Genomic DNA, 25,122 nt, shown 5'->3' with positions numbered 1-25,122 from the left:
TGCATAAAACATTTTAGAACTTAAATGGGGGAAGGGGAAAATTTTGGATTCGGAAAGATCTTTCCTGAATAGAGAGGCCATTTTGAAAATCTGGTAATAATTCCATTTTTGAGGAGTAATTTCCTACAATTAGGGAAAATAGAATGAAAGAACCGTTCAAAGATCATTGGTATGCAGTTCCAATCCGAAATGGTCATTAATTGAAGCGCAGAAAAAAGGATTGTCCCCTTTGGTCGGGGGAACAATCCTTGGTGTCAGTGGTTTCTTTCGTTGTAAGAGCTTCGGGCCACCAATAATATCAAGTAGCATAAAAGCCCGAACAGCAGCGTAATAAATAATGAATGCAATAAAGATATGAATAGACTTAATTGAGTAAAGATAATGAATGCGCCAGCAATGATTTGCAATGAAACAAGGACAAGGGCGATAATCCAGCTCCAATAGATCACCCGCTGGTCTTTGTAATGTTTAATTGCATGAACCATGATGTACAAAATCCAGATGAAGATTAAAAATGCAGCGAACCGATGGCCCATGTGCACCCATTCATACATTTTGTCAGGCAGCTCAAAGGGATTGCGATTATCGCAAAACGGCCAGCTTGTACATGTTAAACTGGAACCTGTATGTCTAACGAGCGCTCCGGTATAGACGACTATGTATGAATAAAGGGTAACACCGATGGTATGCCACTTTAATTTTTTTCGAATGATCACCCGATCGGCATCAAATTTCTGATCCACTTCGAAAACAATCATCGATAGCAACATCACCGCTGCAAAAGAAATCAGTGAAATGCCGAAGTGCAAGGCCAAAATAAAATCACCTTGTCCCCAAAGCACTTGAGCAGCACCGATCAATGCTTGCAGTACAAGGAAAAAGATTGCCAGAAAGCCTAAAAATTTCACTTCTTTAACGTGGTTTAAAGCTCTCCATGTCCAAATCACTAATATTAATACCAGTATCGAGACTGCTCCGGTAACAAATCGGTGGGAAAACTCGATCAACACTTCTGTCGTGATTTCTTTTGGAATCAATGATCCATTGCAATCAGGCCAGTTACGGCCGCAGCCTAAACCGCTGTCTGTTTTTGTTACGAGAGCGCCTCCCAGAAGGATTAGCAACATGCCAAGGGTGGTAAGTACTGCAACCCATTTCAATAACCAATTATACCTGTGTTGCATCAATGACACCTACTTTTATATCTGTAAAGATTGCATGAAAAAAGCTATGCTTTTATGATGATAGCGAATTCGGGAAAAAAAGACAACTTCAAAGAATTCTCACAAAATAATTGTTATGAAATTTCACAAACTGTTCACAGAAATGTGAAAAATATTTCACAAAGATACTATTAAATCTTCAATCCTTATAATATGCTTTTTAATAAGGTATTGTCTGCTTTCATCGAACTTGTCCACTTCACATAAAATTCACTTAAAATCTAGAAATTTGGCACAAAGTTCGATATAGTAGAATTTAGTAAGTAAAGCTTACAAATTTGAAAGAAAAAGGGGGAATGGCAGCGGTTGGAGTTTATCCAGTTAATGGACCTTGCTTTTAAAAAGAGCAGCATAGTAAACTCAAAGCTGGAAGACTTGGATCATATTCGCATGTGGCGATCGGCCAAACTGGGTGTGTGTTAGTTTAGAGGTATAGACATGAATGAGATTTGAACATTTTTTAAATTATAAAAAATGTCGTTCATCATTCGAAAATTGTGTGTTAATATGGTTATTGTTTCATTTTTATGTACAAACTGTTTTCTAGCGGTTTTGCACTTATTAAACATCATAATTAGATTAAAAATAGTTTTTACTAAATATATGTTGTTTACTTGTGATTGATGATAACCATTTTACCATTTTTTGATAATAAATAATATTCATCAATCCGCGCTTTTATACCCTTTGGGATTCTTTCTTCAATAAAGAATTCAAATAGATAGAGCATAACTTCCAGTTAGACAAGACAATTAAAAGAAAGAGGGGTTTAATTAAGCTATGAAGAAAGGGCTTAAAAAATGGTCTCTTTTCCCGTTGTTAGCAGCATTGGCTGTTGTTTTATCGGGCTGTGGTGAAGAATATATTTCTGCACTTCGACCATCCGGTGCTGTCGGAAAAGAGCAATTTAATCTACTATTACTAGCTGCAAGTATCATGACGTTAGTAGTTGTAGTAGTTTCTGTTCTTTATTTACTCACTTTCGCAAAATTTCGCCGCTCTAAACTTGGCGAAGATTACATGCCAAAACAAGTGGAAGGTAGCCACACTCTAGAAGTTATTTGGACAGTTATTCCAATCATCCTTTTATTAATTCTATCTGTACCAACAATCTTGGCTACTTACAAATTTGCCGATGTATCCGCTATGGAAGAAGTGGATGAAGACGGAGATCCAAAAGCATTAACAATCAATGTTACTGCAAAATTGTATTGGTGGGAATTTGAATATCCGCAATATGGCATTGTCACTTCCCAAGAACTAGTTGTTCCAACAAATGAAAAGGTTTACTTCAACTTGAAAGCAGCTGATGTAAAACACTCATTCTGGATTCCTGCTATCGGCGGTAAAATGGATACGAACGTTGACAATTTGAACAAATTCTACTTGGTATTCGATAAAGAATCTGCAGGACTCAATGATGGAGAAGGCGTATGGTACGGAAAATGTGCTGAACTTTGCGGTCCTTCCCACGCTTTGATGGATTTCAAAGTAAAATCATTGAATCGTGATGATTTCGATGCTTGGGTAGCAGCAATGAAAGCTACTGAAGGCCAAACAGCTTCTGCTGATTCAACTGATTTGGGTGAAGCGACATTCGCTCAAAACTGTTTAGGATGTCACGCAATTTCTGCAGTAACTCCTGCTGGCGCTGCTGGTCCAAACTTGACAACATTTGGTGATCGCAACCGCGTTGCAGGTTACTTGGATCACACTAAAGAAAACGTTGAAGCTTGGATTAAAGATCCTGAAAAAATCAAACCAGGCAACTTGATGACTGGTAAGTACAAAGAGTTGACTGATGAGGAAATCAGCGCTGTAGCTGATTACTTGCTAGGCTTATCAGTAGAAAAATAATTAATTCGCAGATATAGATAGAGAACAAATTAAGGAGGTTAAAGTTGTGAGCTCAGTAGCAGTCACAAAGAAAAAGGGCGTGGGTGCGGTTATTTGGGACTATTTAACAACTGTTGACCACAAAAAACTTGCGGTATTGTATTTATTCTCCGGGCTATTGTTCTTCGCCATCGCAGGTTTTGAAGCGCTTTTAATGCGTATACAGTTGATGTACCCAAATAGCGATTTCATCTCAGCTGGTACTTTTAACGAGTTATTAACAATGCACGGTACAACAATGCTTTTCTTGGCAGCGACACCACTTTTATTCGCATTCATGAACATGGTTGTACCATTGCAAATCGGTGCTCGTGACGTAGCATTCCCATTCCTTAACTCATTAGGATTCTGGTTATTCTTCTTAGGTGCTACATTCTTGCATTTATCATTCTTTATGGGTGGAGCACCAGATGCTGGTTGGACATCATATGCATCATTATCTTTATATTCACCTGGTCATGGTATTGACTTCTATGTATTAGGGTTGCAAATTTCCGGTGCAGGTACATTGATTTCTGGTATTAACTTCATTGTGACAATCATCACAATGCGTGCACCAGGTATGACGTTCATGCGTTTGCCTTTATTTACTTGGACTACACTTATTTCCAGTACATTGATTTTATTCGCATTCCCTCCACTAACAGTAGGTTTGTTCCTAATGTTGGTTGACCGTATGTTCGATGCGAACTTCTTCGATCATACAATGGGTGGTAACACAATTATTTGGGAGCACTTATTCTGGATTTTCGGTCACCCTGAAGTGTATATCTTAGTATTGCCGGCATTCGGATTATTCTCTGAAATTATTCCGGTATTCGCCCGTAAACGTTTGTTCGGATACTCTTCAATGGTATTCGCGACAATCTTGATCGGTTTCTTAGGGTTCATGGTTTGGGCCCACCACATGTTTACAGTAGGTCTTGGTGCGACTGCAAACGCGATCTTTGCGGTAGCAACAATGGCGATCGCCGTTCCAACAGGTATGAAAGTGTTTAACTGGATTCTGACAATTTGGGGCGGTTCAATCAAGGTTACTGTACCAATGATTTATGCATTAGGATTCATTCCGTCTTTCGTTGCCGGTGGGGTAACAGGTGTAATGAACGCGACTGCACCATTGGATTATCAATTGCATGACTCTTACTTTATCGTTGCACACTTCCACTACGTAATCGTTGGTGGTATCGTAACGGCGATTTTTGCATCATTCCATTTCTATTGGCCGTTATTCTTCAACCGTGTAATGAGCGAAAAATTAGGTTATTGGACATTCTGGATTTTCTTTATCGGATTCCATTTAACATTCTTTGTACAACACTTCCTTGGATTAATGGGTATGCCACGCCGCGTATTCACATACATGGAAGGTCAAGGTTGGGATTTATTCAACTTCATTTCATCCATCGGTGCGATCATGATGGCTATCGGTGTAGTACTAATGGTACTCAACATGTTGTTGTCAATTAAATCTAAACCAGTGAACTGCAGAGACTACTGGGGAGATGGACGTTCTCTTGAATGGGCAATCCAAACACCAATCCCATTCTATAACTTCAAACAACTTCCACTTGTACGTGGATTTGACCCATACTGGATTGAAAAACATGAAGGCAACCCAGAAGGCATGACATATGCAGAACCTCTTGGCGACATTCATATGCCAAACAATTCAATCTTGCCGTTGGTAATGGCAATTGGATTATTCGTTGCTGCATTCGGTGCATTATATCATCCAGATGGTGTATCCTGGTCAATTCCTGTAATGGTAATTGGACTTGGTATTACAGTACTAGCTATGATTACCCGTTCCGTGAAAGATGACTTGGGATATCATGTACATGTAGATGAAATCTTGGCAATTGAAGAAGAGCTTTATGGAAAAGGGGGAAATAAATAATGTTGGATACTAAATTCACCCCTCAAACTTGGCCAGAACATCCGGAACAAGTTACACAAGAAGGTAAAAATAAGTACGTTGGTATTTGGATTTTTATCTGTAGCGATATCGTATTGTTCGCAAGTTTATTTGCAACATATATTTCTTTAAGAAACAGAGGTCCAGCAGGAATGGAGTTCACTTCCCAAGAACTCTTTGAACTGCCGCTCGCCTTTGTGATGACAATGTTCCTTTTAACTTCATCACTAACATCCGTATATGCGATGTATCATTTGAAAAACTATAATTTCAAAGGGGTTCAGCTTTGGACTGGAGCAACAATCCTTCTAGGTCTCGGATTCCTTTGCCTTGAAATTTATGAGTTCTATCATTATGTACACATTGGCTTTGGTTACACTCAATCCGCGTTCTCTTCCGCATTCTTCACGCTTGTTGGAACACACGGATTGCACGTAATCATCGGCTTAATCTGGATGATTTGCTTAATCATCCGTAACGCTAAACGTGGTCTTAACCTTTACAACGCGCCAAAATATTTTGTTGCTTCTATCTACTGGCACTTTATCGACGTTGTTTGGGTATTCATCTTCACGGTAGTTTACCTCATGGGGGTGTTAGGATAATATGAGTCACGATACTGAGATTCAAGGCAGAAGCCAAGCCCAATATGAATTCGATCGCAGAAAAAGCGCAGTTCAAATGCGTAAACAGGTGATCAATTTTGCGATCATGATTTTCCTAACGTTTGTTGCTTTTGCAACAGTGGCGGCAGATTTTGCGCCAACATTTATCAAACCAATCATCTTATTGCTTGCCGGAATCCAAGTTGTATTGCAACTCTATTCCTTCATGCATATGGATGATAAACACGCACCATATATCGGTGTCATTTCCACTTTTGTGTGGGTAGGAGCTGTAATTGCATTTACATTCTTCCTAGCATTCAACACAATTATTTGGTGGTAATGGAAAATGGCTGTCTAGATGATCTAGGCAGCCATTCTTGTATGTTCGGATTTTCAAAATTATCATATTTTCTTCAAAAAGTTGATAGGTTTCTTCATATTTTATCTTAAGAAATAATGTTATAATACCAATAGCACTTTGCTTTTTTTTAGATTACTTCTTTGTTGAGGAGCGATATTATGCCTTTAAGTATATTTGGGTTTCAAGCAATGTGGAGCCCATATATGATTGGGACATTAGTGTTTATCATCATCGTTTATTTTCTTGTGACCATTCGCTGGAGAAGCGATTTTAAGGGGAACGAACCGTTAAAAAAGAAAGAAGCGGTTTACTTTATTTTAGGTATCATATTGTTATATATAGTTAAAGGATCTCCAATTGATCTATTGTCAAATATTACCTTTACGATGCATATGGTTCAAATGGCCTTTTATCTGCTATTGATTCCGATCCTGATCATTAAAGGAATTCCTTGGTGGGTTTGGCGGGTAGTCGTTGAATTCCCGGTGGTCGATAAAATCGTCAAAGCGTTAACACACCCGGTTGTATCAGTTCTAGGGTTTGCCTTAACCTTTTCGGTTTATCACCTTCCGATTGTATTCGACTACATTAAAATTGATGAAACATTGCATGGATTGGCTAGTCTGGCACTGTTTCTGTCAGCCTTCTTCATGTATTGGCCGTTGGTAAACGAAGTACCGGGCCAACGGAAAATAAAAGGGTTATACAAAATCGGGTATATTATCGCTACTGCTGTTGTTATCACACCTGCTTGCGCACTCATCATTTTTACAAAAAATCCGGTATACGCAACATATACCGATGGAGAAGCCTGGCTGAAAGCGATGTCGCTTTGTGTGCCGGATAAAACGTTGGCGAGCCTTAATACGACAGTAAAATTGTCCGGACCGGAGTTATTCACAAACTTGTCTCCACTGCGCGACCAGCAATTGGGCGGAGTGCTAATGAAAATCATCCAGGAAATCATTTTGGGTGTCATTTTGTATTTTGCCTTTCGTGAATGGTGGAGTGAGGAACATAAACTCACTGAAGAAGAAATTACAGCAAAAGCTTTAAATGACTTTCAAGAGAAAAAAAGAAACCAATATTAAGGATAGGAGAATGTGGGCATGGGTGTACCAATCTTACCAACAATCAGTACATCATTCATCGTAATCAGTGCCATTTTGGTGGCCATTGGATGGGGTCTAATCATCGCCAGAAAAATAGAAGCACATAAGAAAGTCATGTTGGCTGCCGGAGCCAGCGCATTAATCTTCTTTATTATTTATGCAACAAGAACGGTATTCATTGGAAATACCGCTTTTGGTGGTCCTGAAGAGGTAAAAATATACTATACTTTCTTTTTAATTTTCCATATTATTTTGGCTGCGGTAGGCGCAGTATTCGGCATTATAAGTATCGTTACAGGATTGAAAGACAAGTTGGGTGTGCATCGCCGCCTCGGACCGATCTCAAGCATTATTTGGTTCTTTACGGCCATCACCGGAGTACTTGTATATTTGCTCCTTTATGTGATTTATGAAGGCGGGGAAACCACTTCCGTCATTAAAGCGATTTTAGGATTTTAACCTATTTTGAGGCTAACCACTAGCCTCTTTTTTATTTTGGTAAAAATAATGGAAAATAAAAAAAAAGAGGCCATTTTATTGCCTCCTTTGTAATATAAATGAATTATATAAGTGCGATTAGGCGATGCCAAGTTCTGCTAAATCTTTTTTCACATTTTCCAAAATTGTTTCACATTTTTTCACTAAATGAGCTGGGAACACTTCATCATCACCGTATTCCACACCATGAGGATAATAGTATTTACCAAGAGCAGGTTTCAAGATTTTCAATGATGCGGAGTTGTTTCCACAGTCGCCGGAAACCGCTGTGCAGAAGACACGAAGATAGTAACGGCCTTCTTTGATATCAAAACGTTTGTCGAATGTCATACGGTCATAGTCCCATCCGCCATGGCATTCCAAGCCGTTTTTTTCCATTACTTCAACAAGTACCGCTTGGTCTACGATTATATCTTCAACCGTTTTGTTTTCAAAATACATGAATGATCCTCCTTTTGTTACATCGAACAAATTTTAACGCATAATTTTATAATAGTGCAATTTCTTAATAGTTGCAATGACAACATTGTGTCATACTCAATAAATTTTGTACAATGAAATTATTATAGCAAAGGATCTGAACTTTTATGAAAACTCTCTTTCGTATATTAATTGTGCTATTTTGTTTGGCGATTCTTTATTATTATACATCCGATTCATCATATGAACTGAAACCGTTGGAAGGGCCTAATTCCAAATCTTCTGTCATCCCGAAAACCGAGGTTATTGAAGGTGATGAAGATGCCTTGCCAAGACCGGAAACTGGACTATCCACATACATAAATCAAAACAGTGACCTTCTCATTAATGAATTTGGTGAACCGAACCGGATTGATCAAAGTGCTTTTGGCTATGAATGGTGGGTTTATAATAACCATCCTGAAACCTTTGTCATGTTTGGGGTGGAACATGGAAAGATTGTCCAGGTATATATAGCGGGAGATCAATTGGATGCTGCTCCGTATAAAGTGGGTCAGTCCCTTGACGAAATTTATCGTATGACCATTGTGGAACCGGAAATTACCGCGAAAATAGGCGAAAATGTTTACACCTTCACCTTGACAGAAAACGATATGCAAACCCGCATTTTAGTCAAATTCGATGGCGTTTTTGCCCAGTTATATATCGATCCGTTTACCGAAAAATTGATCGGGATCCGGTTTGTCAACAGCGAAACCCTTGTGAAACATAGACCCTATGAAATGACCTTTGTCGGGGAATTAATCCGGGTGCCGAACTTAAATTCTTATATGTTGCAAGAAAGCAATCAAGCGTATTCGAAACAATTGTTTGATATTATCAATGTATTTCGGAGCAATGAACAAGTTCCGACGCTAAAATGGGATGATGAAGCAAGCGTTGCGGCAATGGAGCATAGCGAAGAAATGTACACGGAAAACTATTTGTCCCATGATTCACCGAATTATGGTTCGTTGAAAGAGCGTCTGGCAGCCCATTCAGTCGTTTATGATGAAGTGGGGGAAAACTTGGCCACTGCTTATTATGACGCCATTGAGGCCGCCAATGGCTGGTTTAATTCGGAAGATCACCGTAAATTAATTTTGAATGACAAATTCACCCATGTCGGTTCGGGGGTCTTTATGAACTATTATACGCAAATCTTTCTGAATAAACCTGATCGCTGAAATAGTGTGTGTAACTGTGGACTTTTACAAAAAATTTCAGAAAAGCGGATGGTGAAACCGATGTGTTTACATCCGCTTTTTTATTTTCCGTGGGGATAGGGAATTATGGCAAAAATGTTTCCCGACCTCCTTCCCCCTTGTGTCACATTATTTTCCTGGGCATATGATATGGAAAAGGAGTGACACAGTGCAGCTAGCGGAGCTATTAAAGGATTGGCCTTGTACGGTAAAAGGCGGTTCCATACGAGTGGAAGTATCAGGGGTAGAGGATTATGCCCAGCATGTAAAACCTGGAGATTTATTTGTTGTAAGAAAAGGCAAAAAATTTGATGGCTATCAATACATTGATTTAGCCATCCAAAATGGTGCAGTTGGAGTTGTCATTGAAGATGAAACGAAACTCGATCAATTAAAATTGTCAGTACCCCTCATTTGGGTGCCAAACTGTTTAAAATTTATGTCATTCAGCGCCGCAAAAATTTATCGTTTCCCTGCGGAAGCATTGCAAGTGATTGCGGTAACGGGCACAAACGGAAAAACGACGGTAACCCATTTTATTGGGCAACTGCTCCATGCACTACATAAAAAAGTAATGGTGATTGGAACAGTTGGCGTATTTATCAACGGGGAAGAAATCGATCTGGATTATGAACATTTGACGACACTGCAACCGAAACACTTGCACAGAATATTGCAGTATGCGGTAAGGAACCGGGTGCAATATGTCGCGTTAGAAGCATCTTCCATGGGGCTTGCGACTCACCGGCTGGATGACTGCGATATTGACATTGGCGTCTTTTTAAATTTGGCGGAAGATCATACTGAAGAACACGGTTCTTATGAAAAATATAAACAGTCCAAGCAAATTTTGGCCCAGCTGGCGGATAAACTCGTATTAAACGGCGATGACTCCTTTTGCCGCACAGTCGGCTTGCAGTCCAAAAAGAAAAAAACGTACTTTGGGCTCGGAAATCGTGTGAATTATCAATTGCAAACTTTGGCGGAGGGGATTCACCATACCACTTGTTGCTTGCAAAGCGATAAAGGACAAAAAGTGTTTACATTGCCATTTGTGGGAGAACATCAATTGCAAAATGCCATTGCCGCCATTACGACGGTCAGCGAATTAGGGTTTCCGATCGAAAAAATTTGCGAAGCAGCCGAAACGTTAAGATTGCCGAAAGGAAGACTGGAATCTGTTCCAAATGATTTGAATTTATCTATTTATATTGATTATGCCCATACGGAAGCGGCATTAAGGGCGGTATTAAAAACGTTGAAAAAGACGGCGAAAAGGGATTTGATTTTAGTGTTCAGTTGCGGCGGCGATCGGGATAAACATAAGCGGATTAAAATGGGAGCAGTCGCAACGAAATATGCGGATATGATTTACTTGACAACAGATAATCCACGAAGCGAAGATCCGGCCTTTATCAATTCCCAAATTGCGGCAGGATTCGTCTCGACGCAAAAATACGAAATGATTTTGGACCGGGCGGAAGCGATTGAAAAAGCCATTTTATCCGCCAAAGAAGGGGATACCATCCTCATTGCCGGGAAAGGCCATGAAACAACCCAAACCTTTAAGGATAGGGAAATCTATTTTTCCGATTATGAATGCGTGCAATCCGTATTGACAAAAATAAAAAGGTAGCGGATTGCACTTCTTAATGAAGGCTGGAAAAGCAAGTATTGCAAATACAAACTTCCATAAAAATTTGCTATGATAGATGTACAGATTGGAGGAATAATTGATGATGATGACATCAGAATGGGCCTTCATTTTAGATGAAGCGGACGCATTAAGCTCCATGATTCTCAATTCTGAACTTGTTCACAATTATCGTAAAGCCCATCATGCGGTATACAGTGATCAAGTGTTGGTTGAGAAGATTGCCGCATTTAATCGAATGAAAGAACAATACGAGGATGTACAGCGGTTCGGCAAATATCATCCCGATTATCATAAAATTACTAAAGAAATCAGAAAGCAAAAAAGAGAACTGGATCTCAATGAAAAGGTGGCAAATTTGAGGCTCGTGGAAAACCAGCTGCAAGACATGCTGGATGAAATCAGTCTCATTATTGGAAAGTCTGTTTCGGAAGCGGTCAAAGTGCCTGTCAGCAATCCGTTTTTTGAGACGGCTTGCCACTCCGGCGGTTGCGGATCAGGCGGAAAATGTTCTTGTTCGGCTTAAACAAGGAGTATTTAGGCTGTTTGGAAGGAAGTTTCTTTCTGAACAGCCTCATTGTTTTCGACAGTCTTTAAGGCAAAGGATTTTACAGTGCAATTTATTCAATTCTGGAGGTAGATATGATTCTGGTCAGTTCTTGTTTGGCGGGATTAAAAGTCCGCTATAATGGCACCCATTGTCTGGATGAAAAAGTGGCGAAATTGATTGAGGAAAAGAAAGCTGTGGCGGTCTGTCCGGAAGTCTTGGGGGGATTATCGACTCCAAGGGAACCCGCAGAAATCATAGGCGGAGACGGTAATGACGTTTTGGATGGAAAGGCAAAGGTCGTAACGGAAAACGGAAAAGATGTGACGGAACATTTCTTAAGAGGGGCTTACGCCACTTTGGAAGTTGCTAAAAAAGTGGGGGCCACCTTGGTTGTACTTAAAGAAAACAGCCCTTCTTGCGGAAGCACGATGATATATTCCGGAGAATTTAACGGGCAGAAAATCGCGGGAGATGGAGTCACTTCCGCATTGCTTAAGAGAAATGGTTTTAAAGTCATTTCAGAAGAACAGTTTGTGAAGGAATTGAGTTGATCGATGGACCCAAAGTATAGGGTCCTTTTTATTTTGAATTTATTCAAGAAATTTATATTGGAATGTAAAATATATATTGCATTATGTAATATATATATTACAATATAAAGTAAGAAGGGGTGATTGAACTTTTGGAAAATAGGGTGAGGATTGCAAGAGTAGAAGCAAATCTGACACAGCAACAGTTGGCGGAAAAGGTCGGGGTGACCCGCCAAACGATCAGCCTCATCGAGAAGGGGAAATATAACCCGACACTCAGGCTGTGTCTGGATATTTGTTATGCGGTGAATAAAACATTGGATGAGGTATTTTGGATTGAAAAGGAGGATGAATAAATGAAAAAAATCGGTGATGAACGCCTAAAGCTGCAAAATTTAAAAAACATCCGGATTGTTTATTTTATCCAAACTTTTGGGATTATTTGCATTTTGGGGTATGACTGGGTGACAAAAGGGTTCGATGCAATGTGGGATAATCCTCTATGGATGTTATTTATGCTAACGACTGTGATTTCTGCATACTTGTCCATGGGTATTGCCGCAGATTATGAAAGCACCGAAATGAATCCAAAAAAGCAAATGATGATTTCAATGGTGGTTCTTGTTTTCATTTCCCTTGGTTTAGGGATTGCAACGGCACTGACCGATGGCTACAACTTCCTGGATGGGATGTTAATAGGAGGAATAATCTTAATCTGCGGAATTTTCCCGATCGTTTATTTGTATAACTTGAGAAAGAAACGTCTGGATGGAACTCAGGAAGAATGATCAATCTGATTGCGGAAATGGAAGCCTCCCCAAGATGGTTATTTTCAGCTCAGTCGGGCGAGGCCTCCAACAGAATTGAATCGCTTTCGATATCTTTTTCAATTTTATAGTTGATATGGTTCAAAGTGTATGATTTTTCATGATTGGCAAGGGTTGGACCGGCAATGTCCAATTGATTGTATATTTGATCGATGTCGTCATCCGTCAGAGAGGGGTCGATGGATTTTAGAAGCGTATGAAAACTGGCCAATACTATATCCATATCCTTTGAAATCGCTTCCGGTTTGACGCTGACAGCCGCTTTTTCAAGATTGTTATGATCATCCGTATTAAGAACTAATGCAACTGTCGGGAGGATTTCAACTAAATAAGTTTTTTCATCAAATTGGATCTTTTCACCAATCGGAATGGAATCCCCCGCCGTTTCCTCATATTTTTGTATAAAATCATGAACTGTATAATCGAAAGTTTTTTCATTTCCGCAAGCAATCAATAACAGGGCAAAAAATGTGACAAGTAATGTTTTTTTCAAATAAAATACCCCTTTCAAGTTTGGATAACCCATCCTAAAACTGTAAATGCCTATTCCTTCTTCTTTGGAGTCATCCCTTTCTGCGGGATTTTCAAAATCCATAGGTACACATGTTGGAAGGAAGCGGATATGACTGGTTAGTTCATAAGTTGTTTAAGATATCTTGATTTCAGCTAAAAAAATAGTAGCACAAACCTTGGTACGGCCTGTACTACGAATGTGAAGAAGTCTTGAAATCTCCAAAAAAACACTATTTCTGATTTTCCCCTTTTTCCTGTTGCTGCTCCATCCAATTCCGGACGAAGGGAACGGCGATATCCGGCCGGTCGGTGATGATGCCTTTCGCCCCATTGTCCAACAGTTTCCCCATTTGCTCTTCATCATCAATGACCCAATAATGCACCGGAATATTTAAATTGTTTAAAAAAGAGATAAATTTTGGTGAATCAAGAGAAAATCTTCCATGTTTTGTCGGAAGTTGGAAAACGTCCACCTTCGGATGATAGAGATGCCCAAATTGGCTCGTATATGCGGCAAAAGCTTTCCTTACATCCGTTTCACCGGCTCCCAAAGCCACCCGGTTTTGTGCATACAAATTGAAACGATCGACTTGTTCGCTATAGAAGCTCGTTACCACTACACGGTCTTCCGCCTTATATTCTTCAATTATTCTCCAAAGTTTCGAAGGCATCAAACTTCCTTCATAGGTTTCCGGGCTATCTTTGATATCGATGTTGATATACATATTTGGAAACTTTTCAAATAGTTCTTTCAATGTGACAATTTCCGCTTTTTGATCCCGATAAGGGTAATTTCCATCCTCGTCTTTAAAGTGGTAAGCAAAATTAAAGTTTTTTAATTCTTCCAGTGTAAAGTCCTTTACGGCACCTAATCCGTCAGATGTTCGGTCGATCGTTTCATCGTGGAACGCGACAATTTCTTCATCTTTCGTGAGCCTGATATCGATTTCAAAACCGTCGACTCCGAGTTCAAAAGCCTTTTCAAAAGCGATCATTGTATGTTCTGGCGCGAGTTTAGCCCCTCCTCTATGAGCCAGCACGACCGGGGCTTTTTGCAGCACTTCTTTTCCTTCCCGTTTTTGGGGTTTCATAAAGGCTTTGCTTCCAGCCCATGCAGCCGCACTTGCAGCGGCGATTGCCAACGCCAGTTTTGTCTTTTTTCCCATGATTGGCCTCCTTCATTTACGAGCTTCTAATCTATATTTTCTAATATGAGATTTCCTTGTATTCATTCCACCATAATCAAGTCCCTTAAAAAAGATTATAACGAAAATTGTAACGTCATGTCACGAATGTCGGTTGCTATTAAAAATACGTGTATGGTATCCTTGAAATGAAGAAAAGGGGTAATGAAAATGCAAGAAAGACAAGGGCTTATCGTGTATGTTTATCAGTTGAAACACGCCAAGAGTTTAAGAAAGTTCGGCCATGTGCATTATATTTCAAGAAAATTAAAATATGTGGTCCTCTACTGCAATCGGGACGAAATACCTTATATAAAAAATAAAATACAACGCCTTCCATTCGTGAAAGACGTGGTTGAATCCTACTTGCCGTTTGTAAAAAATGAATTTGAAAATACAAAATTCAAAAAAGATAAAGAAGAATATGACTACCGCATCGGGCTTTAACCGTTAATCCAGTGGCGGAATTAAGCGGTTCATTCGCAATACTCCGATCAAATGTTGATAGAATAAAATGGTTTCCGCATAATAGCAGGAATGTTTGATGTCCATCGGAATCGCTTCCTTGCCGATTTCTTTTAATGCTTCTTCAAATAATTGCAGCCTTTTGGAAGGTTTTCCGGGATTATAAGGGATTCCTTCACGGCATATGTATATAGGCATAAAGTTGCCATCGCCGACCGGTTGAAAGGCTACAGCTGGGGAAGCGTACGCTTCGTTTCCTTTATAAGATATAAACAAAAAGGCATTATGGAATCGTTTTTCGTTTGTGCGGATCAATTCACACAATTCATAAATATCTCCATAACCTTGTCCTAGCTCGACAAATTGTTGTGTCATTTTGATCATCCTTTCTATATACATAATACATATATTAGCATGTTAGAGGTGGCTTGCCCATGAAATATATTGTCAGCTTCTTCAGTTTGCTTGTCTTACTTATAGGCGGTGTCCTTTTTTTTCAATATCAGGTGTTTTCCAACCAGCAGGAGAGTAAAGTGGACGATTTCACTTACAACCAGGAAATTGATATAGTCCTGAGAGGAGAAAGTTTGGACATCCGCCACCACTTTAGAAATTTACCAAATCAAACGGTTTCTATCAACTGGCCGGAGCAAGCCGTAAGCCCGGATTGTTTTATTGAAAAGGAAAACAGTTGCAAACGGTTAAGCGAGGATTTTTCCAAATTCGAAAAAAGCGATATTCAAAATCAATCCATTTCTTATATCATCCCTTTAAAGGGCGGATTGAAATCCAATCAGTTTTTGAAAGATATTTTTGTTACATTGGAAAATGGAATCGTATCCCATACGACAGTACATATTACAACCGATCAATCCGTTAACGGTACATGGGTATCGGGTTTGCCTTTAACCGGGCAGCAATCATTATCTTTGGTAAACTACACGATGTTCAGCGGTACAGGCCCGGTAAACGAACTGTATTATCAAGTGAATCCGTTGCAACATCGAGAAAAAGATGGATTGGTTACCATCTATTCGCCAAATCCGATTCAAAGTGATATGATGGAACAGTTGGATGAAATGAATCTGCTGAATGATGAGCATATCGCCATCGTTCTCGGTTCCGGCATCAAAACCCAAGGAAACCGCATTTTATTTTCGGGCAATGCATCATTGGAAGCCTTAAAGGAAGAGATCATTTTATCCCAATTGAACATGAAATATCAGTTTGATGATGTGCCGGAATGGGTGCCTGAGGTATTGGCTTCGTTTCTGACAAATACCGGGATTGGCGGAGAAAAGGCAAAAGAAATTACTTTAACATTAAATAACCGGATGACGGAAGAACAACAAAAAGTTTGGACTGAAAAATTGCAAAATTTAGAAGGAACCAAACTGGACGTTGCAATGCTGGATGAATTGTTGAGCGAAGTGTTTGGAAATCACACACAATATTTCCAGGCCAATGCTGCAACAGATGAAGTATTTCCGTTGCTTTTTAATGATAACAGGGAATTATATGTAAATTCCAATGTGGCCAAGGATGTTGAAGTGATTTTCAAAGATGGGCAAGTGTTGTATTCCGCCGATACTTTGTTGAGTCATCTCGGTTATGAAACGCGGGTTGGGGAAAACGGTTATTATGCGAATAATGAAATCCGGCAATTCCGTTTCCCGATGGATCATGGATTTTATGTTTATAATCAAAGACGATACAATACGGTTTCACAACCGATTAAAGAAATTGCCGGAAAATACTATATTGAAGAATCTTGGCTGCAAAAACTGTTCATGGTAGAAATTGTTAAAAAGAAAGACTCGATTTCCATTAAAACGATCCATTCAGAACAATAGGGAAAGTTTGGTGATGAAATTGCGGGTGGTAGCCGGTGAAAGAAAAGGAATACCGCTTAAAGCGATTTCTGGAACCACTACACGGCCGACTGCAGATAAAGTGAAAGAATCCATTTTTAATATCATTGGTCCTTTTTTTGATGGAGGAACCGCTTTAGATTTATTTGCAGGCAGTGGTGGTTTGGGAATTGAAGCGTTGAGCAGGGGGGCGGAACGTGCCATCTTTGTTGAGAAAGATCGGAAGGCATTTCAAATATTGAAAGAAAACATTAAGAAATGCCGTTACGAAGATCGTTCGGAAATGTATTGCACAGAGGCCGGCCGCGCTGTCAGGGCGCTCTTGAAGAGGGATATACAAATTGATTATGTATTTGCCGACCCTCCATATAAAAAACTGGAATATTATGATTACCTTTCAATTCTTGCGGAAGGCGGAAAGCTTTCCCGTGATGCCATCATCGTCTGTGAGCATTCGTCAGAAGTGCAATTGCCCAAAAACTACGGACAATTTGTTTGCGTTCGAGAAGAAACTTATGGAAATACCAATATTTCAATTTATCGAATGAATTAGGGAGAGAGAAAAATTGTCGGAAAAAATCGCTGTTGTACCTGGAAGTTTCGATCCGATTACGAATGGACATCTGGACATTATCAGACGGGCTGCGGATATTTTTGATGTTGTCTATGTGGCTGCGTTAAAGAATTCTTCGAAAAAGCCATTGTTTACCATTGAAGAAAGAATTGAACTAATCAAAGAAGTGACGAAAGATATTCCGAATGTTCGGGTTGAAAGTTCTTCCGGATTATTGGTGGATTATGCAAAAGCCAGAAACGCCATTGCCATCGTTCGTGGCCTGCGTGCGGTCTCTGACTTTGAATATGAAATGCAAATCACATCGATGAACCGCTTTTTGGAAGAATCCATCGAAACATTTTTCATCATGACGAAAAATCAATATTCCTTCTTAAGTTCTAGCATTGTGAAAGAAGTTGCCCGATATGGGGGAAGTGTCAAAGGGCTTGTGCCTTGTGTAGTGGAAGAAGCATTGAAAGCGAAATATCAGCAAAACATTTAAACTCGGCAGACGTGCATGTCTGTCGAGTTTTTCCTTTATCCTGCCTTATAAAAATAATATAAAATATAAAAAAGGAATAATAAAAGTGATAAAGATCCTTAAAAGAATATAGGGTTTCAGCGAAATATTTTCGCTTTTAGCAATGACCGCCACTTGCATATGAATGCTCAAGCTTTGGCTGGATAAAAAGGTGGCCATCAGCATCGGCAGCAAGATGGGGTCATTGGAAAAAAACTTTTGCGAAATTTGGAGTCCGTTCGTCATTTCCAAAGATGCTGCTGTCAGTAGTAGGAAATATTTATGTATATTTGGAAAAATGGTATGAATCGTATACATGACGACGGTATAGACGGTTGTGAAAAAAATGATGGTAGAACCGACAACCAGAACGGTCGGAATGCTGTCTTTGATGCTTGATATAAACGGGTTTTCAATCCGTTTAAGGTTGTCTGATTTCACGGCCTGTCGAGGATTTGAACGATGATAAAAGTAGTACAATATCAGAATCAAGATCGAAACGGTATGATATAAAATCAGGTATTGCCAGCTGAACCGGGTATTGTTCAATAAGTCATTGCCCACAAATCCCAATACGAATAAAGGGCTTGGACTATGGCAAATACTTAAAAGGCCGTTTGCTTCCTGTTTTGAAATCTGATTTGTCCTTTTCAAGTAGGCAATGGTTGCCGCACCGGTTGGAAAGCCGCCGAGGGCACTGATGCCATACGTCTTCAAATATAATTTAAATCTGGACAAGGAATTGTCCTTTTCAGGTGTCAAGCGGATAAACCATTGTGTTAAAATCAAATATGGCAGCAAATAGGGGAACAGGGCTTCCATGAATAGTTCAAGTCCAAGGTCTGCCCCTTTGTGTGCAATTCCTGGAAAGATCAATAATAAACAAATGAGTGTAATACATACGAAAAGATATAGTAGTGGAATAAGCCATCAACTCTTTTCAACTTTTTGTTTTTCTTTGGTTCATTCTTTGATTGCTAAACTAATATATGCAGGTGCAACTTTATTTATTTAGCTTTTTTGAGCTGACATAGGGGGTGCTCAAACCGTTGAAACGTCTGATATGGATGATACTTGCGTTGTTCGTCGCAATTTTTTTATCTTTTTACCAGCTTGATTACTATATTATGAAACCTGGAAGCGCCTATGATGTTAGCGAATTTGTCAAAGTGGAAAATGGCGATGTGGATGATGAAGGAACATTCAGTTTAATGACTGTATCGATGAGCAATGCCACTCCCTTGACGCTCTTGATTGCGAAATTCAGCAAGTATCAAGATATTGTTAAAAAGAAGGAAATCCATCAAAAGGAAGAAGACGATCGTGAATATAATGTTCGTCAATTGACGCTTATGAAAGAGTCCCAATTTAATGCCATTTATGTTGCCTTCAATAAGACAGGTTTGCCATATGAGGTGGAATATGACGGCATCATCGTGTTAAACGTATTGTCCGATGGGGCGAGCGCCGGTATCTTGCAGCCAGGGGATAAAATTGTGGAAATTGATGGAAAAGTCATTAAGAAGCCGGAAGATTTGGCTCATGCTCTGGTAGAAAAAAAAGAAAACGATGTTGTCCAACTGGTGGTTCAAAGGGATGAAAAATTATTGGACGAATCCGTCACTTTAAAAGAGATCCCCGATAGCGACGGGAAAATCGGTTTAGGCGTTACTTATAAGGAAAATGTCACAATAAAAACAGATCCGGTCGTAAAAATTAATTCGAAAGATATCGGGGGGCCTTCTGCGGGACTCATGTTCACATTAGAAATTCTCAACCAGCTCATGGATGAAGATATTACAAAAGGGTATTCGGTTGCGGGCACCGGTGTCATCAATGAAGATGGCACGGTTGGCCGGATCGGGGGCATCGAAAAGAAAGTGGTCGCCGCCGATAGAGACGGGGTGGAAATTTTCTTCGCCCCCGATGATGAAATTTCAGAGGAAGCCAAGAAGAAAGATCCTGGACTTATCTCCAATTATGAAGCGGCTGTCACAACGGCCAAAAAAATAAATACCGACATGAAAATCGTGCCGGTAAAAACGGTTGATGACGCTTTGAACTATTTGGAGAGCCTGCCTGAAAAAAAGAAATGATTACAGACGAATTGGCGGAAGTTTATAATCTCCGTCAATTTTTTTATTTGAAAAATGCTCGACGCCTAAAGCGTACATTTCGGATGCCCGGATATCGATTTGAAGCATCGGATCTTTTGCTTGTGCCACACGGCTGATCAAAGGAAGCTCCAAGGTTTTCTTCCGTTCCGATAAATAGGCCTGCCCTTTTTTTGTCATTCCAAGCAGACGGATATAGGTCGGCGTTTTGGATTGATGCAGTTCTTCTTTCGTAATGCCTGTATATATATGGGTGAGCATCCGTTGCAATCTCGTCCATGTGTAGCGTTTGGATTTGATGCCGGACATCAGTTGTGTAAAGGTATCACTTTGTTTGGCATGCTTAATCAGTGCATATTCAATGCCTTCCGAAACGTCTGCAAAGGCGGTCAAGTGTTCCGGACGATGACGCATAATGGCATATTTCAATAGGGGCCAGAACGCTTCCCAATCCACAAAGCGCGAATACTGATGCCGCCATTCCGTAAGTTCCTGGAACGTTGCATCCGGAACGTAAGGGCGGACTATTTCCACAGTCCCCTTCTGAAAAATTTCTTTTCGGATGCCCGTTGCACTTGCAATGGTCGACCTTTCATTGATAGAATCGTGATAATTTGCCTGGATTCGTTGGATTGTCACCGGTTGAACAGGCAAATCGAATTTTTTGGCGGCGACAATATAGTGATAGCCAAGAATGTTATTCGGTTTGGATAAGTCAAGATAAACACGGCTGTTCTTTTGTTTCAGTTGTTCATATGCATAAAACAAACTTTGCGGATAACTTATGCCAGTTGACACAAACTTTTTAATGAGTTCATTATATTCATCAAAATGGGTTTCGATTAAGTCGGCGGTGTTCAAAAACGGCTCCAATTTGCCATCTTCGCTCCCGAATGAAAAGGCTTCGCATTGCAGCGCGCCAAGGAGGAAAATCGCGCCTTCAGCAAATAAAGGAGCGTTTGCGGTGCTAAACACATAAGGCAATTCCACAACGATATCAACGCCGCTCTTCAACGCCATTTTTGCCCGGTGCCATTTGGAAACGAGGGCCGGTTCTCCTCTTTGCAGAAAGGGGCCGCTCATGACAGCGATGACCACATCAGCGTTTGTAATTTTTTTTGATTGGGTAACATGATAGTAATGTCCATTATGGAATGGATTGTATTCCACAACGATTCCGACAGCTTTCATAATATGCCCCTTTCCAAAATTTCTGTTTGATTCCTATAAGTTTATACTGAAATATTGCATCGTTTTTGTAAAGTGACAAGAAAATATCTTGACATCTAAATTATCACATTATATAATCATCATTGTTGTCTTGGGGTGATTCGTGAATGAAATGGTCTATTCATCAACTATCAAAGTATCGCCATACTGGAATGCCGATTGATACAGTCGTCGAGCTGGATGATGTGAAAAAGCGAAATAAAGATATTCGCGATATTTCACCCGTTCATATAAAAGGTCACTGTACTATCGGAAATTCACAAATGACTTGTCAATTGCATTTGACAGCGACCTTAACCCTTCCCTGTGCCCGCACTTGGGAAGATGTTGAATTTCCTGTTGAAGTTGAGACGGTTGAAGTCTTCAGTTGGGCTGATTCAGAACTTCGGGGAAATGATGAAGATGAGGATATCCATTATATAGATGGAGAAGTCATCGATTTAAAACCGGTCTTGGAAGATTTGATTCTCCTTGAAGTACCGATGCAAGTGTTCAAGGAAGGCACTGAAGGTACCATCAAAGGCGGAAAAGACTGGAGTTATTATACAGAAGAAGAGTTAAGTCAACAAAATGACAAACCAAAAGTGGATCCAAGACTTGCTGGATTAGCTAAGTTTTTTGATCAAAAAGATGAATAAACCTGTAAGGAGGTGCTAATCATGGCTGTACCATTTAGAAGAACTTCTAAAACTGCTAAAAGAAAACGCCGTACTCATTACAAATTATCAGTACCTGGTATGGTAAATTGCCCAAACTGCGGTGAACTAACTTTATCTCACCATGTTTGCAAATCTTGCGGACATTACAAAGGTAAAGAAGTGGTAAGCAAATAATAAAGCGTGCATCGTTCGTACGCTGCTTACAAAAGACTATTAGAGTGACCATGGCTCTCTAATAGTCTTTTTTTGCTTTTTTCAATGAATTTCGGTAATAACCAAATCTTGTCAAGAACGGATTCGTCTATTACTATGAAATCATATAGCGTTATGTTGAAATAATTGTTTAAAAGGGGATGTTGTTCATTGTCTTACAAAATTGATCTAAAAGATGGGATCCTAACATTTACCATCGACAGGGAAGAAAAGAGAAATGCGGTTAATGACGAAGTGATGGATGGGTTGAAACAAGTCATTAAGCATATAAAAGAAAATAAAGACGTACGGTTTTTGGTCATCACCGGTGCGGGGGATAGAGCCTTCTGTTCCGGAGGGGATTTGTCGGAATTCCATAGTTTGAAAACGGCAGAGGAAGCCTTTGGAATGCTCAGCAAAATGGGGAATATTTTATATGAACTTGCCACATTGCATGTTCCAACCATTGCACTCATTAATGGGACAGCCGTTGGTGGAGGCTGCGAAATTGCCACAGCCTGCGATTTCCGGTTGGTGGCCAGCCACGCAAAATGCGGATTCATTCAAGGAACATTGGCCATTACGACTGGATGGGGTGGCGGAACTTATTTGTTTGAAAGAGGATTGCGCCATGATCGGGCGTTGAAAATGCTGATTGATGCCAAGCCTTATACGGCCGAGCAATTATATGAAATCGGCTGGGCGATGAGGGTGTTTGATGGTCCAAAAGAAGAGGCGTTGGAAGCCTTCATTGAGGATATGAAAAAAGTTCATCCTTCTGTCCACCATGCCTATAAGGAAATTGAACTTCGCAAATGGAGAGAGCGGAATGTCTATGGACGCGTGATGGAAGAAATCAGACTTTGCGCCAAACTTTGGGAAAGCGAAGAGCATGAAAAAGCGGTGGAACGTTTCTTGTCCAAGTCAAGCAGCAAAAAATAAATGGTATATGAAAACATTCTTTTCAACCATATTACCGTAAAGAAACCTGGGTTGATGAAAATAGGTTGTGACAAAATTTTTATATGTCGCAACCTATTTTTTTCTATGTTCTTTAATTCTATTTATTCTCTTTTTGCATATAGTAGAGTAAAAAAATGAGAGGTGATAGGTATGGAAGGGAAAAGAAGGAAAGATCAATGGACCCCTGAAGATGATGAAAAATTGGCAGAGATTGTGATAACTGCCGTTCAAAATGGAAGAACTCAATTGGAAGCTTTTGCAGAGGCTGCGCAAGTGCTGGGTCGTACAAAGCAAGCTTGCGGTTTCCGCTGGAATAAAACATTAAGGCAACAATACGGTCAAATGCTGAATAGTGTCAGAAAAAGACCGAAGCAACTAATGAGAAGCCATTTGAAACTTGCACTGAACAGTTTTGATGAATTGACGGAAGCGTATAATGAGCTTGAACTGAAATACCGGGAGCTTCAAACGGAACACGATCGCGTGTTAAAGTGGCTTCAACAAGGAGCCGTTTTCATTGAACAGCAGCAACAAAAGCAGCAGCAATAATCGGATATTTTCTCTTTCTACTATCCGGACGAAAATGATCGAAAACTTCAAATAGTTCCAGTATAATATGGAAAAAGGGTGTGGCACTCTTTCGGTCACACCTTTTCTTGTTGAGTTTTTATGGCAGCGGGTACAATGAAAAGAAAAGAAGTGTCAAAGAGGGTAGCGGATATGAGAAAGATTGTGGTGATTGGTGCAGGTTCTGTCGGAATGTTGATGGCTTCGTTTTTGGCCGAACATTTTGAAGTCACGGTGATCGTTCGAAGAAAAGAGCAGGAAGAAGCGATCCGTAAACATGGAATCATTAGAAGAAATTTGGATGGTACTGTTACGGAGACATTTGTGAATGTCACTTCCGGCTATGCGGAAATAGCAGGGGATTCATTAGTGATTGTGGCAGTGAAATATACTCATTTGAAAGATGTCTTGCCTCAGCTGGAAAAATTATCAATGGATATGCCCATTTTGTTTATGCAGAACGGATTGGCCCATTTTGAAGAAGCGCTGAAACTGCCGCAAAAATCGATTGGTTTCGGATCCTGCCAATTTGGTGCGCAAAAGGAAAATGATCATACGGTTATTCATCGGGGTGTTGGTGTGTTAAAATTAGCGGTTGGTCGGGGAAATCATGAAGCATACCAATCCTTGCTTGATGTGAAGAATGGATTGTTCCCTGTCCAATGGGTTGATGATGCTGAAACGATGCTGTTGGAGAAGGCATTATACAATTGTTTCATCAACCCATTGACGGCGATACTGCAAGTGAAAAATGGCGACTTGGCGACAAATGGTCATGCCAGAAAATTGTTGGAAGTATTATATGAAGAATGCATGGAAGCTTTTCCGGAACAAAGAAAGCTTATATCTTTCCAAGATGTGATTGCATTATGTGAGAAAACGGCTTCCAACACTTCTTCCATGCTCCAGGATCGTTTGATGAACAAAAAAACGGAAGTGGATTCGATTGTAGGGGCTGTGATTAAAAAAGCGGAGCAAAAAGGAAAAAGATTGCCCACTCTAAAAACGTTATACCATTTAGTGTTGGCCATAGAGGGTGAAAAAACTTGAAATTGGTATTGGCATATGTGCTTGGCATCCTGATATTATTACCGGTAACGATTTTCATTCTATCTTTTCTGTTCTTCCGCAAACTCTTGAAAAAACAAGTGAACAGCAGTTTTCGGTTGGCTGCGGACATCACCACCTTTGTTCTGTTTTTCTCCGTCACCATCTCCATCACAACATTATGGGGGGCCACATTTAGCATCGTGACCATTTCCATATCATTATTGATTGCCATGATTATGACTTATATAGACTGGAGAACCCAAAAAGAGATCGAAGTGGTTCCCCTTTTAAGAAGGATTTGGCGGATGCAATTTTTATACTTGTTGATCGTATATAACATCGTTTGGATAGTGGGCATTGTTCAAAGCGTCATTTTTTTTGTTACATAGTCGGATTG

General features: G+C 39.9%; 30 protein-coding genes. 23 read left to right on the top strand and 7 right to left on the bottom strand.

Translation table 11 applies throughout. The annotated features are described in order from the left end of the window. Positions 1-254 precede the first annotated feature (254 nt). Positions 255-1,184 carry a heme A synthase gene (locus tag NSS77_RS01005; RefSeq protein ID WP_342469990.1) on the bottom strand — a complete coding sequence of 310 codons (930 nt, stop codon included), beginning with the start codon at positions 1,182-1,184 and terminating at the stop codon, positions 255-257. Positions 1,185-2,003: 819 nt separating this feature from the next. Here NSS77_RS01005 and coxB point away from each other — a divergent pair. The 6 genes from coxB to NSS77_RS00975 all read left to right on the top strand — a co-directional run bounded on the left by coxB (position 2,004) and on the right by NSS77_RS00975 (position 7,577). Further along, positions 2,004-3,080, top strand: coding sequence for a cytochrome c oxidase subunit II (gene coxB, locus NSS77_RS01000; protein ID WP_342469989.1), 1,077 nt, complete (start codon positions 2,004-2,006; stop codon positions 3,078-3,080). A 46-nt stretch (positions 3,081-3,126) separates the two neighbouring features. Further along, positions 3,127-5,019: a cytochrome c oxidase subunit I gene (locus tag NSS77_RS00995; protein ID WP_342469988.1), complete on the top strand. Its 1,893-nt coding sequence runs from the start codon at positions 3,127-3,129 to the stop codon at positions 5,017-5,019. After that, the gene (locus NSS77_RS00990; protein ID WP_342471165.1) at positions 5,016-5,642 is read left to right on the top strand and encodes a cytochrome (ubi)quinol oxidase subunit III; all 627 of its coding nucleotides are present in this window, start codon (positions 5,016-5,018) and stop codon (positions 5,640-5,642) included. Before NSS77_RS00995 ends, NSS77_RS00990 begins: the two co-directional genes overlap by 4 nt. A 1-nt stretch (position 5,643) precedes the next feature. Beyond that, on the top strand, positions 5,644-5,985 hold the full coding sequence (locus tag NSS77_RS00985; RefSeq protein ID WP_342469987.1) for a cytochrome C oxidase subunit IV family protein: 342 nt from the start codon (positions 5,644-5,646) through the stop codon (positions 5,983-5,985). 179 nt (positions 5,986-6,164) lie between these two features. Further along, a complete protein-coding gene (gene ctaG / locus NSS77_RS00980; RefSeq protein WP_342469986.1) occupies positions 6,165-7,097 on the top strand; it encodes a cytochrome c oxidase assembly factor CtaG in 933 nt (310 codons plus the stop codon). 18 nt (positions 7,098-7,115) lie between these two features. Next, positions 7,116-7,577: a DUF420 domain-containing protein gene (locus tag NSS77_RS00975; RefSeq protein ID WP_342469985.1), complete on the top strand. Its 462-nt coding sequence runs from the start codon at positions 7,116-7,118 to the stop codon at positions 7,575-7,577. 117 nt (positions 7,578-7,694) lie between these two features. On the opposite strand, the gene NSS77_RS00970 is transcribed toward NSS77_RS00975, so the two are convergent. Beyond that, positions 7,695-8,057 carry a YugN family protein gene (locus NSS77_RS00970; RefSeq protein ID WP_342469984.1) on the bottom strand — a complete coding sequence of 121 codons (363 nt, stop codon included), beginning with the start codon at positions 8,055-8,057 and terminating at the stop codon, positions 7,695-7,697. A 146-nt stretch (positions 8,058-8,203) separates the two neighbouring features. Between NSS77_RS00970 and NSS77_RS00965 the strand changes: the two genes are divergently transcribed. From NSS77_RS00965 to NSS77_RS00940, 6 genes are all read left to right on the top strand, one after another. Further along, entirely contained in the window at positions 8,204-9,262 is a 1,059-nt protein-coding gene (locus NSS77_RS00965) for a CAP domain-containing protein (RefSeq protein WP_342469983.1), read from the top strand. A gap of 187 nt (positions 9,263-9,449) precedes the next feature. Next, entirely contained in the window at positions 9,450-10,916 is a 1,467-nt protein-coding gene (locus tag NSS77_RS00960; RefSeq protein WP_342469982.1) for a UDP-N-acetylmuramoyl-L-alanyl-D-glutamate--2,6-diaminopimelate ligase, read from the top strand. A gap of 100 nt (positions 10,917-11,016) precedes the next feature. After that, entirely contained in the window at positions 11,017-11,460 is a 444-nt protein-coding gene (locus NSS77_RS00955) for a YlbF family regulator (RefSeq protein ID WP_342469981.1), read from the top strand. A 116-nt stretch (positions 11,461-11,576) separates the two neighbouring features. Continuing rightward, a complete protein-coding gene (locus NSS77_RS00950; RefSeq protein WP_342469980.1) occupies positions 11,577-12,035 on the top strand; it encodes a DUF523 domain-containing protein in 459 nt (152 codons plus the stop codon). 131 nt (positions 12,036-12,166) lie between these two features. Continuing rightward, positions 12,167-12,370: a helix-turn-helix transcriptional regulator gene (locus NSS77_RS00945; RefSeq protein ID WP_342469979.1), complete on the top strand. Its 204-nt coding sequence runs from the start codon at positions 12,167-12,169 to the stop codon at positions 12,368-12,370. Beyond that, the gene (locus tag NSS77_RS00940) at positions 12,371-12,802 is read left to right on the top strand and encodes a hypothetical protein (RefSeq protein WP_342469978.1); all 432 of its coding nucleotides are present in this window, start codon (positions 12,371-12,373) and stop codon (positions 12,800-12,802) included. It abuts the gene before it with no gap. Positions 12,803-12,851: 49 nt separating this feature from the next. Here NSS77_RS00940 and NSS77_RS00935 read toward each other — a convergent pair whose 3' ends face one another. Then, positions 12,852-13,334, bottom strand: a complete 483-nt coding sequence (locus NSS77_RS00935; protein WP_342469977.1) for a hypothetical protein — start codon at positions 13,332-13,334, stop codon at positions 12,852-12,854. Positions 13,335-13,584: 250 nt separating this feature from the next. Further along, entirely contained in the window at positions 13,585-14,520 is a 936-nt protein-coding gene (locus tag NSS77_RS00930) for a glycerophosphodiester phosphodiesterase (protein ID WP_342469976.1), read from the bottom strand. Positions 14,521-14,709: 189 nt separating this feature from the next. Here NSS77_RS00930 and NSS77_RS00925 point away from each other — a divergent pair, with 189 nt between their 5' ends. Further along, positions 14,710-14,985 carry a DUF2129 domain-containing protein gene (locus NSS77_RS00925; RefSeq protein WP_342469975.1) on the top strand — a complete coding sequence of 92 codons (276 nt, stop codon included), beginning with the start codon at positions 14,710-14,712 and terminating at the stop codon, positions 14,983-14,985. 3 nt (positions 14,986-14,988) lie between these two features. On the opposite strand, the gene NSS77_RS00920 is transcribed toward NSS77_RS00925, so the two are convergent. After that, positions 14,989-15,378, bottom strand: a complete 390-nt coding sequence (locus NSS77_RS00920; protein WP_342469974.1) for a methylthioribose kinase — start codon at positions 15,376-15,378, stop codon at positions 14,989-14,991. 59 nt (positions 15,379-15,437) lie between these two features. On the opposite strand from NSS77_RS00920, the gene NSS77_RS00915 reads away from it, so the two are divergent. The 3 genes from NSS77_RS00915 to coaD are packed head-to-tail and all read left to right on the top strand — an operon-like array spanning position 15,438 to position 17,932. Then, positions 15,438-16,856 carry an RNA polymerase II gene (locus NSS77_RS00915; RefSeq protein ID WP_342469973.1) on the top strand — a complete coding sequence of 473 codons (1,419 nt, stop codon included), beginning with the start codon at positions 15,438-15,440 and terminating at the stop codon, positions 16,854-16,856. A 19-nt stretch (positions 16,857-16,875) separates the two neighbouring features. Then, the gene (gene rsmD, locus NSS77_RS00910) at positions 16,876-17,427 is read left to right on the top strand and encodes a 16S rRNA (guanine(966)-N(2))-methyltransferase RsmD (protein WP_342471164.1); all 552 of its coding nucleotides are present in this window, start codon (positions 16,876-16,878) and stop codon (positions 17,425-17,427) included. A gap of 13 nt (positions 17,428-17,440) precedes the next feature. After that, the gene (gene coaD / locus NSS77_RS00905; protein WP_342469972.1) at positions 17,441-17,932 is read left to right on the top strand and encodes a pantetheine-phosphate adenylyltransferase; all 492 of its coding nucleotides are present in this window, start codon (positions 17,441-17,443) and stop codon (positions 17,930-17,932) included. Positions 17,933-17,977: 45 nt separating this feature from the next. Here coaD and NSS77_RS00900 read toward each other — a convergent pair whose 3' ends face one another. Next, on the bottom strand, positions 17,978-18,772 hold the full coding sequence (locus tag NSS77_RS00900) for a hypothetical protein (protein ID WP_342469971.1): 795 nt from the start codon (positions 18,770-18,772) through the stop codon (positions 17,978-17,980). 227 nt (positions 18,773-18,999) lie between these two features. Between NSS77_RS00900 and NSS77_RS00895 the strand changes: the two genes are divergently transcribed. Beyond that, entirely contained in the window at positions 19,000-20,046 is a 1,047-nt protein-coding gene (locus tag NSS77_RS00895) for a SepM family pheromone-processing serine protease (RefSeq protein ID WP_342469970.1), read from the top strand. Here the strand turns inward: NSS77_RS00895 and NSS77_RS00890 are convergent, their stop codons facing one another. Further along, positions 20,047-21,255: a nucleotidyltransferase gene (locus tag NSS77_RS00890; RefSeq protein WP_342469969.1), complete on the bottom strand. Its 1,209-nt coding sequence runs from the start codon at positions 21,253-21,255 to the stop codon at positions 20,047-20,049. It lies immediately after the preceding gene. A gap of 146 nt (positions 21,256-21,401) precedes the next feature. On the opposite strand from NSS77_RS00890, the gene NSS77_RS00885 reads away from it, so the two are divergent. The 6 genes from NSS77_RS00885 (at position 21,402) to NSS77_RS00860 (ending at position 25,114) form a co-directional block, all read left to right on the top strand. After that, positions 21,402-21,932, top strand: a complete 531-nt coding sequence (locus NSS77_RS00885) for a YceD family protein (protein WP_342469968.1) — start codon at positions 21,402-21,404, stop codon at positions 21,930-21,932. 21 nt (positions 21,933-21,953) lie between these two features. Next, entirely contained in the window at positions 21,954-22,127 is a 174-nt protein-coding gene (gene rpmF / locus NSS77_RS00880; protein ID WP_342469967.1) for a 50S ribosomal protein L32, read from the top strand. A gap of 189 nt (positions 22,128-22,316) precedes the next feature. Further along, positions 22,317-23,087: an enoyl-CoA hydratase/isomerase family protein gene (locus NSS77_RS00875; protein WP_342469966.1), complete on the top strand. Its 771-nt coding sequence runs from the start codon at positions 22,317-22,319 to the stop codon at positions 23,085-23,087. A gap of 171 nt (positions 23,088-23,258) precedes the next feature. Next, positions 23,259-23,657 carry a transcriptional regulator gene (locus NSS77_RS00870; RefSeq protein ID WP_342469965.1) on the top strand — a complete coding sequence of 133 codons (399 nt, stop codon included), beginning with the start codon at positions 23,259-23,261 and terminating at the stop codon, positions 23,655-23,657. Between the two features lie 171 nt (positions 23,658-23,828). After that, entirely contained in the window at positions 23,829-24,725 is an 897-nt protein-coding gene (locus NSS77_RS00865; RefSeq protein WP_342469964.1) for a 2-dehydropantoate 2-reductase, read from the top strand. Then, positions 24,722-25,114 carry a DUF3397 family protein gene (locus tag NSS77_RS00860; protein WP_342469963.1) on the top strand — a complete coding sequence of 131 codons (393 nt, stop codon included), beginning with the start codon at positions 24,722-24,724 and terminating at the stop codon, positions 25,112-25,114. Before NSS77_RS00865 ends, NSS77_RS00860 begins: the two co-directional genes overlap by 4 nt. Positions 25,115-25,122: the final 8 nt, after the last annotated feature.

It is taken from the genome of Ureibacillus sp. FSL K6-3587 (assembly GCF_038593165.1).
Lineage (GTDB): Bacteria > Bacillota > Bacilli > Bacillales_A > Planococcaceae > Ureibacillus > Ureibacillus suwonensis.
Note: the sequence above shows the minus strand (reverse complement) of the source record. Positions and strands in the feature narration are given on the sequence as shown.